Source organism: Fulvivirga marina, assembly GCF_016775155.1.
GTDB lineage: Bacteria > Bacteroidota > Bacteroidia > Cytophagales > Cyclobacteriaceae > Fulvivirga > Fulvivirga marina.
In genome coordinates this window covers 276,512-289,730 of record NZ_JAEUGD010000053.1, presented here as the reverse complement: position 1 = coordinate 289,730, position 13,219 = coordinate 276,512, and the positions used below count along the sequence as shown (strand labels likewise).

Here is a 13,219-nt window from a genome sequence, read left to right as displayed (position 1 = left end):
TTTTTTTATCTTCTTAAAGTCTTTATATATTAAGGTGATCACCCTAATATTTTACTACTTTAATTAAGCCTGTTTTCAAGTTGTTTTATGAGGTTTTGACCTTCTGTCTGACCTCTTTTGTTTTTTCGTTTCCGAAAGGGAGTGCAAAGGTAATGAAGTGTTTTTAATTCGCAAAAATAATTTGAAGTTTTTTTTTATTTTTTTTCAGATCATTTTCTCTTCTCTTTTTCCCTCGATGTCAACACTTTCTTCTGCCCTCTCTAGCTGCTTTTGCTAGAGGTGTTTGATTTGGGTTTGCAAAGGTAGTAGAAGTTTTTATTTCTACAAGCTCTTTTTTAAAATATTTTTTATTTTTTTTCAGAGCTTTCTTAACCTTTCTCCCTGCATGTCAATAACTTCCAACTCTATTCCTTAGCACTTTCGCTAGGGCTGTTTGATTTGGGTTTGCAAAGGTAGTAATAGTTTTTATTCCCGCAATATGTTCTTCAAAATATTTTTATTTTTTTTAGAACCCCATCCTCTTCTATTAACTCCTCCCTAGGCATCTCTCTCAGCTTCTCAAATCTTACCCTCAGATCTTTTTCTGATTGGGTGTGCAAAGGTAATACGAGTTTTTATTATTGCAATACCTTAAACGAAATATTTCTTATTTATTTTCGGGGTCTATGCCAAAACCCCGTTTCTCATAATAGTTTGTGTCCTGTCAGGCCCTAAAGAAATGATGTTTATCGGTACTTTAAGCTCGTTTTCCAAATACTGAATATAACTTTTGAGCTCATCAGGTAGTGCCTCAAATTCATCTATTTTATCAATAGCGACATTCCACCCAGGCAGTTCTTTATAAAGTGGCTCAATTTCCTGATCTACTATTTCATAAGGAAAGATATCGCTTACGGTTCCATCAGGCAACTTATAATGAGTGCAAACCTTTATTGTTTTAAATATACTCAACACATCTGCTTTCATCATAAACAACTGGGTAACACCGTTGATCATGATTGTATACTTCAATGCTGGTAAATCGACCCAACCACATCTTCGTGGTCTCCCCGTAGTCGCACCAAATTCGTTCCCTTCTTTCTGCATACGCTCTCCATCTTCGTCAAACAACTCCGTAGGAAATGGCCCTCCCCCAACTCTCGTACAATAAGCTTTAAAAATACCATACACCTCTCCTATATTATTAGGAGCAACCCCCAGTCCACTACAGGCTCCTGATGTTGTAGTGTTAGAGCTTGTAACATATGGGTAACTTCCAAAATCTATATCCAGCAGTGACCCCTGAGCTCCTTCAGCAAGAATTTTAGCCCCTGATGATAGCTCTCTATTAATTTTATACTCCCCTTCTATAAGGTCGAAAGTTTTAAGAAACTCAATCGCACCAAAAAACTCTTCTTCAACCGCCTTGAGGTTATATTCTGTATCATAGTGCGAAAGTATCTCCAGATGCCTCTCAACCAACTTACTATACTTTTTCTTAAAATTCTCTGAAAGTATATCACCCACTCTCAATCCTTGGCGAGCAACTTTATCCTGATATGTTGGACCAATTCCTTTTAATGTGGAGCCAATTTTCTTTTTACCCTTGGCCTCTTCATATGCTGCATCTAAAAGGCGATGTGTAGGAAGAATTAATTGCGTCTTTTTTGAGACAAATAAGTTAGCCCTAACATCAATGCTATATTTATCAAGGGCTTCAACCTCTTTTTTAAAAATTACTGGGTCAAGCACAACTCCATTCCCTATAATATTTATGATATCATTTCTAAAAATACCTGATGGTATCTGGTGGAGAACATGTTTAATCCCATCAAACTCCAGAGTATGACCTGCATTAGGACCTCCCTGAAATCGGGCAACCACATTATATTTTGGCGCAAGAAAATCAACAATTTTCCCTTTTCCTTCATCTCCCCACTGGAGTCCTAATAAAACATCCACTTTACTTTGCATAAAAATCAGGCGTTTTTCAATATTTCAAATGCTTCTTCTTCGCTATCTGCGATATTGAATATTGCATTTAATTTGGTAATGATTAATAGTTTCTGAACATTATCTGAAGGGCTTAGTAAGCAAACCTCTCCTCCTTTGTTTCTGAATTTGGTAAGTATGGTTATTAAAACCCCTATTCCACTACTGTTGATATAACGTAAACCGGATATATCAATAACACATAGCTTAATACCTTTTTGAATCTGATCATTGATCATAGCGACAATATCCAAACCGCTATCCTCACCTATCAAATCCCCTTGCATGCTCAAAATAAGCACATCGTTCTTTAACTGATGCTTAAATTTCATTCTGATTTTCGGTTTTGTAGTTTAATGCGACAATCTCCGCATATACCATATAGATTTAACGAGTGATGTAGGATCTCAAAATTCAGTAACTCCCCTACCATGGTTTGAATATTATGAATCCGTGGATCGCAAAACTCTACCACTTTGTGGCATTCGGTACAGATCAGGTGATCATGTTGCTTATACCCATAAGACTTTTCATACTGAGCTAGGTTTCGACCAAACTGATGTTTGCTAACCAAATCACATTCCACCAGTAAGTCAAGTGTGTTATAAACAGTTGCTCTACTAACTCTGTAGTTTTTGTTTTTCATACTGATGTAAAGGGACTCAACATCAAAATGTCCATCACGGGAATATATCTCTTCTAATATGGCATATCGCTCCGGTGTTTTTCTCAGCCCCTTATTCTCCAGGTATGCAGTGAAAATTTTCTTTACTTCCTCGTAAACTTTCTCGTTAAGTGCCATTTACTTGATTACTCTATGGGAATGCAAATATATAATTTCTTTCAACAAAAAAGAGTTTGGTCGCTGAATAGGTTACTCATTGTAATCAAAGCGAGAAACTTTTACGACCCCCTCTACTTTTTCAAGCTTTGTAATCAATAAATCGAGGTGCCTTGTATCATTAACATATAGCATTATTTCCCCTTCAAATATTCCTGAATCCGTATCAATAGACATTGATCTCATATTTACTTTTAATTCATCAGAGATAATTGAAGTAACATCATTAATCAAGCCTACCCTGTCAGTTCCGATAATTTTTAGACCTGAAAGGAAGGATGATTCGTGTTGAGATGCCCATTTTGCTTTAACCACTCGGTGTCCATGGTTTGCTAATAACTCAGGAGCATTAGGACAGGTTGTCCGATGTATTTTGATACCTTCATTTACAGTAACATACCCAAAAACATTGTCTCCCGGGATAGGATTGCAACATTTAGAAAGTTTATAATCAACAACATCCATATCTTCTCCGATTAGAAGAATGTCGTTAGATTTCAGTTTTACTATTTCTTTTTCAAAACTTTTAGCATCTGAAATATTAGTACTTGGCCGACTTTTAATTGGAGTTGCTGGCTTGAAGTCTTTAAAGCCCTTTAAATCTTTCGTATCAATTAATCCTTGTCCAACTTTAAAGAATAGATCAAATTGTGTGTTAACATTAAAATAGGCTCTGAGCCTATCAAATGTTTCATTTGTTGGTTCTATTTTTAATTGTTTGAGTTTTCTAAGCGCTATTTCCCTTCCCTCTTCTGCGATAAACTTTTTCCCCTCCTTCAATTCATCCTTAATCTTCGCCTTAGCCTTAGAGGATACAACAAACCGCAACCAGTCTTCATTAGGCTTCTGCTTACTGGATGTAAGGATCTCTACCTGATCTCCATTTTTCAAAGTATAATTAATAGGCACCAGTTTTTGGTTAACCTTCGCTCCAATACACCTTGCCCCCACCTCTGTGTGTATATCAAATGCGAAGTCAAGAGCTGTAGCTCCATGAGGAAGTGTTTTAAGATCTCCTTTGGGAGTAAAAGCAAAAACTTCTTCATGGAAAAGGTTCCCCCTAAAGTCATCAACAAATTCCAGTGCACTAGAATCATTTTGCTCCAACATATCTCGAACCTTACTTATCCATTGCTCTAGGCCAGACTCATGACTATTAATATTGTCTTTATATTTCCAGTGAGCTGCGTATCCCTTTTCTGCAATTTCATCCATTCGTTTAGAGCGAATCTGCACTTCCACCCACTGACCATTCTTTGCCATTACAGTTGTATGAAGTGACTCATACCCATTGGCCTTTGGTGTGCTAATCCAATCGCGCAATCGATCCGGGTTTGGCTTATAATAATCCGTAACAATGGAATACACTAACCAACACATGGCCTTCTCATTTTCCAATGAAGTATCCACTATTATTCTAATCGCAAACAGGTCGTACACCTCCTCTACCGGAATATTCTGCTTCTTCATTTTATTCCAAATAGAGTATATCGACTTTGGCCTACCCTTAATTATATAATCGAACCCATGCTCATTCAATTCTTTTTGCAGTGGCCGAATGAAGCTTTTGATAAACCTGTTCCTAACATCTTTAGTTATATCTACTTTTTTAACAATTTCAGCATAGACCTCATTTTCTGTATACCTTAAATACAGATCTTCCATCTCAGATTTAATGGCATATAACCCCAGTCTATGAGCCAAAGGTGCATACAGGAATATTGTTTCCGAAGCTATTTTATATTGCTTATTAACGGGCATACTATCAAGAGTACGCATATTATGAAGTCTGTCGGCCAGTTTAACCAGAATAACTCGCACATCCTCGGAAAGTGTCAACAGCATTTTTCGAAAATTTTCTGCCTGCTGAGAGCTCCCATGCTCAAACACACCTGAAATTTTAGTTAACCCATCAATAATTCTCGCTATCTTCTTTCCGAAATCCCTTTCTATATCAGGAATCGTCCACTCAGTATCTTCAACAACATCGTGTAGCAATGCCGCTACAATTGAAGTTGTCCCCAACCCAATCTCGTCAACGCAAATTTTTGCTACAGCTAACGGGTGAAATATATAAGGCTCTCCAGACTTTCGTCTCATTCCATGATGTGCCTCCATGGACGTATTAAATGCCTTTCTTATTAACCGGGAATCGCCTTCTTTTAGAAATGGTTTAGCTCGCCTTAATAACTGCCTGTATTTTCGAACTATTTCCTTATTTTCTTCCTCAACATCTATTGCAATCATATTAAAAAATCTCTCTCAAAAATAAATTCTTAAAATCTATTGAAAAAACATTTGCAGTATAAAAAATAATTTTTATATTTGCACTCCATTTTACAACAAGCGGATGTGGCGAAATTGGTAGACGCACTAGACTTAGGATCTAGCGCCTCCGGGCATGGGGGTTCGAGTCCCTCCATCCGCACTAAAAACAACCCTCGGTCCCGATAAGTTTTCGAATTCGTGATTGAGGGTTTTTATATATTACTCACTATTAAAATTAACAGCTTTGGACATCACATTAGACAAAAAAAGCTCAACGGAAGCCTCTATTAAAGTTACATTAAAGGAAAGTGATTATCAACCTAATGTAGAAGAAAAAGTAAAGCAATACGCTAAAAAAGCAAATATTAAGGGCTTCCGACCTGGTAAAGTTCCTCCAGGTTTGGTGAAGAAAATGTACGGCAAATCTATTGTTGTTGAGGAAATCAATAACATTCTTTCCAAGTCTCTTTCTGACTACATTAAGAAAGAAGATATTCAACTGATAGGAGAACCCCTCCCCGACCTTGAAGACGCTGCTAAAATTGATTGGGACAATCAAAAAGATTTTGAATTTAACTATGCCATTGGCATGGTTGATAAATTTTCTTACGACCTTTCAAAAAAACAGAAGGTAAATTCTTATACGATAGAGATTGACAAGAAAACACTAAACGAGACTCTTGACAATGTAAAAAAACAGTTCGGTTCTACAAGCAACCCTGAAGTAAGTGAAGCAGGGGATGCATTCTATGGAGAATTCAAACAACTAGATGGTGACATTTCTAATGAAGGGCTTCTTAGCTGGGAAGATCTGGACAAAAAAGCTCATAAAATGTTCACAGGAGTTAAACCTGGTGAAGTAATTGAGTTTGACATAGAAAAAACTGTGAAAGACCATCACACTCTTTCACACCTACTTAATGTTGGCCATGATGAAGCTAAAGATCTGAAGGGAAAATTCCAGTTAACCGTTAAGAATATTAACAGAGCAGAACCTGCAGAATTGAACCAGGAACTTTTTGATAAGGTATTCGGAAAAGATGCTGTAAAGAGTGAAGATGAATTTACTCAGAAAGTAAAAGAAACTGTAGAAGGTAATTACAAAAGAGAAACAGAGTACTATCTGGAGCAAAGCATAAAAGATCATTTTGTAGATAAAACTAAAATTGATATCCCTGAAGCCTTCCTGAAAGACTGGCTTTTAAGGTCAAACGAGGGCAAAGTAACCAAAGAAGATGTAGACAGAGAGTTTGACCAATATGTTAAATCATTAAAATGGGATTTGATCAAAAACAAAATCGCAGAAGACAATGAAATCAAGGTCGAAAATGTCGAGGTAGTAGACAAAGCTAAGTCCATGATCCTTCAACAGTTGGGTGGTCCTGGTGCTGCCGAGCAATTAAAAGATCATCTTGATTCTTTCGCTGACAATTACTTAAAAGGTGAGAACGGCCAGAATTATATGAAAGTATTTGGAGAAGTAAGAGATGAAAAGATTCTCGCGTTCCTAAAAGAACAAATTACACTTAACGACAAGAAGGTTGACGTTGAAGAATTTAAGAAAATTGTAGCGAACTAATCCAACATTTTGACAGTTAAATGAAAGCCCTGGGTCACTTGGGCTTTTTTTTATATTAATAGACAATTCTTGTAATTTCTTGTTATAATTGAGTGCAAAGTAATACTTAAAAGAATAAGAAAATTTACTAAAATGTTAAATAAAGAAGAATTCCGAAAATTTGCAGTAAAAGGCCAGGGCATTAGCGGCACTGCATTCGACGACTACTCAAAAGCTGTTCAGAACATGACACAGTATGTTATCGAAGAGCGTCCTGGAAATTTCCGTGCTATTGACGTGTTTACCCGGTTAATTTCAGACCGGATCATATTTTTAGGAATGGGTGTTGATGATCAGATCGCAAATATTATCACAGCCCAACTACTTTTCCTTGAATCAAGCGACCCTAAAAAGGATATTATTATGTATATTAATAGTCCGGGAGGTTCTGTATATGCTGGATTGGGTATTTATGACACAATGCAGTATGTTAACCCTGAGGTTGCAACTATCTGTACGGGCATGGCAGCGTCAATGGCCGCAGTATTAATGGCTTCAGGAGATAAAGGTAAGAGAGCTGCTCTACCGCATTCGAGAATTATGATCCACCAACCTAGCGGTGGTATGCAGGGACAATCCAGAGACATGGAAATTACCTTAAAGCAAATGCAGGAATTAAGAAAAGATCTGTATGAAATTTTAGCAAAGCATACTGGTCAGAAATATGAAAAAATAGAACAGGATTCGGATAGAGACTATTGGATGAGAGCTCAAGAGGCCAAAGACTATGGTCTTATTGATGAGGTCCTGATTAGAAAAAAGTAATATAATGGCAGAAGTAACTTGCTCTTTTTGTGGAAGGAATAAAAAGGACGTTGATCTTATGATCTCCGGAATACATGCACACATTTGTGATAAATGTATTACACAAGCAAATCAAATCCTTTCAGAAGAGAAAAAATCAAACACGAGTGGAGATGGCACACCAAGTTTTAACCTGGTGAAGCCAAAAGAGATGAAGAAGTTTCTTGACGAATTTGTAATCGGGCAAGATGAAGCCAAAAAAGTAATCTCGGTAGCTGTTTACAACCACTACAAAAGACTAATGCAAAAGAAGTCTGAGGATGACATTACAATTGAAAAATCAAACATTGTAATGGTTGGAGAAACTGGAACTGGAAAGACATACCTGGCAAGAACTCTGGCAAGGATTTTACAGGTACCCTTTTGTATTGCAGATGCAACTGTACTTACAGAAGCGGGTTATGTCGGTGAGGATGTAGAAAGTATACTTACCAGATTACTTCAGGCTGCAGATTATGACACGGAAGCCGCCGAAAGAGGAATAGTATACATTGATGAGCTTGATAAAATAGCCAGAAAATCTGACAACCCATCAATAACTCGTGACGTAAGTGGAGAAGGGGTGCAACAAGCCCTCTTAAAGCTTTTAGAGGGCACTACAGTAAACGTTCCTCCTCAAGGCGGACGTAAGCACCCTGATCAGAAAATGATCTCTGTTAACACTGAAAATATACTTTTTATCTGCGGTGGTGCTTTTGATGGTATTTCCAGAAATATTGCAAAGAGAATCAACACTCGTCCTATGGGGTTTGCTTCATCTGAGGATGCAATCAAGCCTCTTGATGTGGAGAATGACAATCTACTTCAATACGTTACCGCTCAGGATTTAAAAAGTTTTGGTCTGATTCCGGAACTTATCGGTAGAATGCCTGTACTGACATACTTAAACCCATTAGACAAAGAAGCTTTGAGAAAAATACTTACTGAGCCCAAAAATGCGCTTATAAAGCAATACAAGAAGCTATTTGAAATGGAAGATATTACAGTAGAGTTTAAGGACGGGGCGCTTGACTTTATTGTTGAAAAAGCACTTGAATATAAATTAGGAGCAAGAGGCCTGAGGTCAATATGTGAAGCTATTGTTAATGATGCTATGTTTGAATTGCCATCTGATGACAAAGTGAACAAGCTGACCATAAGTAGGTCTTACGCCGAAGAAAAGTTCAGCAAGTCAAAATATAGCAAGTTGAAGGTTGCATAGACTCTATCAAAGGTTATAAAAAGAGGCTGTCTCAAAAGTCTCTCAAAAGAAAGGCTGGCGAAATTATATCGCCAGCCTTTTTAGTTGTTCCTCAAAATATTAATTTGAGGTTGTGAACACAACTTCAGAAAAGGTAGTATTTAAAGACTACAATACCAACCAGTTAATGCTCTTACCGCCATCTTTAGAGGAGATGATCGATGAGAACCATCCTGTAAAAGTGGTTCATCAGGTGATTGAGCGTATTGATATTCAGCCTATTATGAGCAAGTATAAGGGCGGGGGCACTTCCAGCTACCATCCAAAAATGTTGCTTAAAATTTTGGTGTATGGCTATCTTTCCAATATTTATTCTTCCCGCAAGCTGGAAAATGCCTTGAAAGAAAATATCCACTTTATGTGGCTGGCCGGTATGGGCAAACCGGACCATAACACGATCAACCGTTTTCGCAGTGACCGGCTCAAAAATGTACTTAAGGAAGTTTTTAGCCAGGTGGTCTTCCTGTTGGGCGAATCAGGGTATGTGGATTTGAAAGAAGTATATACCGATGGTACAAAGATAGAAGCCAATGCAAACAAGTACACCTTTGTATGGGGCAATGCCATCAAAACCAACAAAGAGAAGATGGCTAAACAGCTCGAGGAACTTTGGGCCTATACCCAGCAGGTGGCCAAAGAGGAGTTGGACCAGCAAATGCCTGATTTTACTGCTATTGACCCGGAACAAGTAGCCCAAACCATAGAGAAGATCGATACGGCCTTACAAGACAAACCTGTCAGCAAGAAAGTAAAGCAAAAGATAAATTATGCCCGCAGGCACTGGCCGGCCAAACTAGCCGAGTATGCCCAAAAACAGGCTATATTAGGTGAACGCAACAGTTATTCGAAGACCGATACTGATGCGACCTTTATGAGGATGAAAGAAGACCATATGCAAAATGGGCAGCTCAAGCCGGGCTATAACTTACAGATCAGTACTAACCAGCAAATCATCACCCACTACTCCATACATCAAAAACCAAATGACACCACCACTTTCATTCCTCATTTTAATGAATTTAAAAAACTGTATAACCAACTTCCCCAATCCATTACTGCTGATGCTGGCTATGGAAGTGAAGAGAACTATGAGTATACTGAAACAGAAGGAATAACTGGTTACATCAAATACAACTATTTTCATAAAGAGCAGAAACAAGATAGGTCAAAATTTGATAACATAAAGGATATCAGAAAGTNTCAAAATTTGATAACATAAAGGATATCAGAAGGTTACATCATAACCAGGAGCAAGATACCTACTATTGTCCCATAGGGCAGCCTATGCAACGGATAGGAACCAAAAATCGAACAACGAGCAATGGTTATCCACAAAGTTATGCACTTTATCAGGCTAAAAACTGTCATAGCTGTCCTTTAAGGGGTGCTTGTCATGACCAAAAAGGCAACCGGACCATAAGTATAAACCATCGGCTCAATAAATTTAAAGACCATGCCAAAGCAAGGTTATTATCAACAGAAGGCATAAAACACCGAAAACAACGCCCCTGCGACGTAGAGGCCGTGTTTGGTAACATCAAGCAAAACAAGGGCTTCAAAAGGTTTATGCTCAGGGGACTTGCCAAGGTAGAGATTGAGATGGGGTTAATCGCTCTGGCACACAATCTGGCCAAAGTGGCTGCATAACGTTGGGATTTTATTGCCCCCTTGAAAATTGAAAAAAATCAACCCTAAAAAATTTAAAATCTGACAAAAAAGAAAGCCGTCCCAAAATGACTTTTGAGACGGCCTCTTTTTATAACCTTCTATACAATTATTACTTATCAAGATACCCTACAATAAGTTTCGCTGCATTATCCGAAGCTCTCCCAATATCCAATCGCTGTTTAATAGTACGATATTCATTTAGCATATTATTTCTATACCCCTGATCTTCCAAAATTCTACTTAATTCCGAAGATAAGTTTTTCAGGTTAAGCTCATCTTGTATAAGTTCCTTTACAACCTCCTTGCCTGCTATCAGGTTAACAAGAGAAATAAACGGTACTCTAATCAACAGTTTAGCTATTTTATAGGAAATGCTACTGGTTTTGTAAATTACTATCTGAGGCACCTCCCACATCGCTGTTTCCAAAGTAGCGGTTCCTGATGTGACTATTGCCGCCCTTGCATGAGCCAAAAGGTCATACGTATACCCATATACCAGCTCTATGTTTTTATTATCTTTAACCGTCTCATAAAGGTTATCCGGTAAATTATCAACTGCGGCTACAGCAAACTTTTGATCTGGAAATTTCTTTATCAACTGGGCAATAACCGGTAAAACATTTTGCAACTCCTGTTGACGGCTACCGGGTAAGATAGCTACATAATCACCTCCTAAACAAACATGACTTGAATCTACGTGATGATCATTAACCGCATCCAACACAGGGTTTCCCACATAGTCAACATGCCAATCGTACTTCTTATAGAATTGCTGCTCAAAAGGCATGATCACATACATATGGTCTACCCTTTTTTTGATCTTTAAGGCTCGCTTTTGATTCCAAGCCCATACTTTGGGAGAAATATAATAATGTACGGGGATTCCCTTTTGTTTAACATACTTGGCTATCTTCAAATTAAACCCAGCGTAATCTACAAGTATTACAACATCAGGGTTAAATTGATCTATCTCACTTTTACAGCGTTTAAGATACTTCTTAATTGTTCCAAGGTTTTTGATCACCTCCAAAAACCCCATAAATGCCAACTCACGGTAATGTACCAATATATCAGCACCCTCAGAGGCCATATAATCACCTCCAAACCCTTTTACAATAGCTTCTTTATCGTAATCCTTTAATGCTTTAACCAAATTACCTGCATGTAAATCCCCTGACCTTTCTCCGGCTATAATAAAATACTTCATGAATAAGGGCTAACCGTAGTATTCAACATAGTTTCTGGGGGTTTCATAAAGCTTGATGCAATGCAACTGTGCCGAAGACGTAATTGTAGGCAGCTTATTTGTTAAAATTTTCCAAAATTCTATAACAAGATTTTCAGTACTCGCCATTTTTCCTTTCATAAAATCTACATCCAGATTTAGGTTTTTGTGATCTACTTTATCCACTATTTCTTTCTTGATTAAAATACTAAGCTTCTTAAGATCAACTACAAAACCTGTATCCGGATCTGGCTCTCCTTTCACTGTTACAATCATTTCGAAATTATGACCATGCCAATTTGCATTGGCACAAGGACCAAACACCTCAATATTCTTCTCCTCTGACCAGTTAGGATTATACAGCTTATGCGCTGCATTAAAGTGCTCTTGTCTACTTAAAAAAACCATTCTCAGCTCATTAAAATCTCATGCAAATATACGAAAGAGATCAGATTTTGAGGGTACTACTTCGTTATATAGAAATCATTAGGTTAATTTGCCAAAAATTAATTGATATGATCGTAGTTACCGGAGCCGTTGGTTTTATCGGAAGCCAGCTTATTGAAAAGTTGAATACTGAAAATTTTAACAATATAATAGCTGTAGACAAATTTGATAACCCTACCAAAAACAAAAATATTGAAGATCTAAAAATACTTGAAAAAGTAGATAGAGATATATTTCACCAATGGCTGGATGTTAATTATGAAGAAGTCGAATTTGTTTTTCACATAGGGGCAAAAACTGATACTGCACTTTTTGACAAAGGGCTTCTTAGCAAACTAAACACTCAATATACAAAAGACCTATGGTTACAGTGTATTAAATACCAGATACCGTTCGTTTACGCATCTTCTGCAGCTACCTATGGCTTGGGTGAATATGGCTATAACGACGATGAAGGACTAATTCAGAATCTTGAACCTCTCAACCCATACGGTCAGTCAAAACAAGATTTCGATGTTTGGGCACTAAGTCAAGATGAAAAACCATTCTATTGGGCAGGATTAAAATTCTTTAACGTGTATGGACCGAATGAATACCACAAAGGAAGAATGGCTTCTGTTGTCTGGCATGCCTATAACCAAATTAGAGATACTGGTACAATGAAATTGTTCCGTTCTCACAACCCTGAATACAAAGATGGTCATCAGATGCGTGATTTTATTTATGTAAAAGATGTCGTTGATGTATGCTACTGGCTTATGCACCACCGAAAAGATTCGGGTATTTACAACCTTGGCAGTGGAAAAGCACGCACCTTCCTCGATTTAACCAAAGCCGTGTTTAAAGCAATGAATAAAGAGGAGAACATCAGCTTCATTGATACACCCGAAGATATAAGGGATAAATACCAGTACTTCACAGAAGCAAATATGGATAAGCTAAGGGGCATCGGGTATTCAAAAAAATTCCATGATTTGGAAGAAGGGGTTGAGGAATATGTGAAGCACTATCTTGATACTTAATTTTCTCTTGGCTATTAAGGTTTGACTAGTCCTAAAATAACAGAAGAGAGGCTGGAAAGTCTTACACCCCAGAATAGCAAGGCTTAAGATCAGAAGTATAACAGGGGACTACTAC

General features: G+C 37.6%; 10 protein-coding genes, 1 tRNA gene and 1 pseudogene. 6 read left to right on the top strand and 6 right to left on the bottom strand.

Going from position 1 to position 13,219, the window contains the following annotated elements; translation table 11 throughout:
* Positions 1-663: 663 nt before the first annotated feature.
* The 4 genes from JMN32_RS16320 to JMN32_RS16305 all read right to left on the bottom strand — a co-directional run bounded on the left by JMN32_RS16320 (position 664) and on the right by JMN32_RS16305 (position 5,059).
* Complete coding sequence (locus tag JMN32_RS16320; RefSeq protein ID WP_202857418.1) at positions 664-1,953, bottom strand: adenylosuccinate synthase; 1,290 nt, start codon at positions 1,951-1,953, stop codon at positions 664-666.
* Between the two features lie 5 nt (positions 1,954-1,958).
* Positions 1,959-2,303 (bottom strand): STAS domain-containing protein, encoded by a 345-nt coding sequence (locus tag JMN32_RS16315; protein ID WP_202857417.1) that lies wholly within the window; start codon positions 2,301-2,303, stop codon positions 1,959-1,961.
* Positions 2,300-2,773 carry a Fur family transcriptional regulator gene (locus JMN32_RS16310; protein ID WP_202857416.1) on the bottom strand — a complete coding sequence of 158 codons (474 nt, stop codon included), beginning with the start codon at positions 2,771-2,773 and terminating at the stop codon, positions 2,300-2,302. Before JMN32_RS16310 ends, JMN32_RS16315 begins: the two co-directional genes overlap by 4 nt.
* 72 nt (positions 2,774-2,845) lie before the next feature.
* Positions 2,846-5,059, bottom strand: coding sequence for a RelA/SpoT family protein (locus tag JMN32_RS16305; protein WP_202857415.1), 2,214 nt, complete (start codon positions 5,057-5,059; stop codon positions 2,846-2,848).
* 99 nt (positions 5,060-5,158) lie between these two features.
* Here JMN32_RS16305 and JMN32_RS16300 point away from each other — a divergent pair.
* The 5 genes and pseudogenes from JMN32_RS16300 to JMN32_RS16280 all read left to right on the top strand — a co-directional run bounded on the left by JMN32_RS16300 (position 5,159) and on the right by JMN32_RS16280 (position 10,389).
* Positions 5,159-5,240, top strand: a tRNA-Leu gene (locus tag JMN32_RS16300).
* An 84-nt stretch (positions 5,241-5,324) separates the two neighbouring features.
* Positions 5,325-6,659, top strand: coding sequence for a trigger factor (gene tig / locus JMN32_RS16295; protein WP_238354508.1), 1,335 nt, complete (start codon positions 5,325-5,327; stop codon positions 6,657-6,659).
* A 132-nt stretch (positions 6,660-6,791) separates the two neighbouring features.
* On the top strand, positions 6,792-7,463 hold the full coding sequence (locus JMN32_RS16290) for a ClpP family protease (protein ID WP_317191787.1): 672 nt from the start codon (positions 6,792-6,794) through the stop codon (positions 7,461-7,463).
* Positions 7,464-7,467: 4 nt separating this feature from the next.
* Positions 7,468-8,703 (top strand): ATP-dependent Clp protease ATP-binding subunit ClpX, encoded by a 1,236-nt coding sequence (gene clpX / locus JMN32_RS16285; protein ID WP_202857413.1) that lies wholly within the window; start codon positions 7,468-7,470, stop codon positions 8,701-8,703.
* Between the two features lie 166 nt (positions 8,704-8,869).
* Positions 8,870-10,389: pseudogene (locus tag JMN32_RS16280) on the top strand (IS1182 family transposase).
* Between the two features lie 130 nt (positions 10,390-10,519).
* Here the strand turns inward: JMN32_RS16280 and lpxB are convergent.
* A complete protein-coding gene (gene lpxB / locus JMN32_RS16275; protein ID WP_202857412.1) occupies positions 10,520-11,617 on the bottom strand; it encodes a lipid-A-disaccharide synthase in 1,098 nt (365 codons plus the stop codon).
* 9 nt (positions 11,618-11,626) lie between these two features.
* Positions 11,627-12,043, bottom strand: coding sequence for a 6-pyruvoyl trahydropterin synthase family protein (locus JMN32_RS16270; protein ID WP_202857411.1), 417 nt, complete (start codon positions 12,041-12,043; stop codon positions 11,627-11,629).
* 107 nt (positions 12,044-12,150) lie between these two features.
* Here JMN32_RS16270 and rfaD point away from each other — a divergent pair, with 107 nt between their 5' ends.
* On the top strand, positions 12,151-13,104 hold the full coding sequence (gene rfaD, locus JMN32_RS16265; RefSeq protein ID WP_202857410.1) for an ADP-glyceromanno-heptose 6-epimerase: 954 nt from the start codon (positions 12,151-12,153) through the stop codon (positions 13,102-13,104).
* The last annotated feature ends 115 nt before the right edge of the window (positions 13,105-13,219 follow it).

Coding starts and splice junctions, on each gene's coding strand:
- JMN32_RS16320 (WP_202857418.1), bottom strand. CDS start 1,953: ATGCAAAGTAAAGTGGATGTTTTATTAGGACTCCAGTGGGGAGATGAA.
- JMN32_RS16290 (WP_317191787.1), top strand. CDS start 6,792: ATGTTAAATAAAGAAGAATTCCGAAAATTTGCAGTAAAAGGCCAGGGC.
- JMN32_RS16270 (WP_202857411.1), bottom strand. CDS start 12,043: ATGGTTTTTTTAAGTAGACAAGAGCACTTTAATGCAGCGCATAAGCTG.
- JMN32_RS16315 (WP_202857417.1), bottom strand. CDS start 2,303: ATGAAATTTAAGCATCAGTTAAAGAACGATGTGCTTATTTTGAGCATG.
- JMN32_RS16310 (WP_202857416.1), bottom strand. CDS start 2,773: ATGGCACTTAACGAGAAAGTTTACGAGGAAGTAAAGAAAATTTTCACT.
- JMN32_RS16305 (WP_202857415.1), bottom strand. CDS start 5,059: ATGATTGCAATAGATGTTGAGGAAGAAAATAAGGAAATAGTTCGAAAA.
- rfaD (WP_202857410.1), top strand. CDS start 12,151: ATGATCGTAGTTACCGGAGCCGTTGGTTTTATCGGAAGCCAGCTTATT.
- lpxB (WP_202857412.1), bottom strand. CDS start 11,617: ATGAAGTATTTTATTATAGCCGGAGAAAGGTCAGGGGATTTACATGCA.
- clpX (WP_202857413.1), top strand. CDS start 7,468: ATGGCAGAAGTAACTTGCTCTTTTTGTGGAAGGAATAAAAAGGACGTT.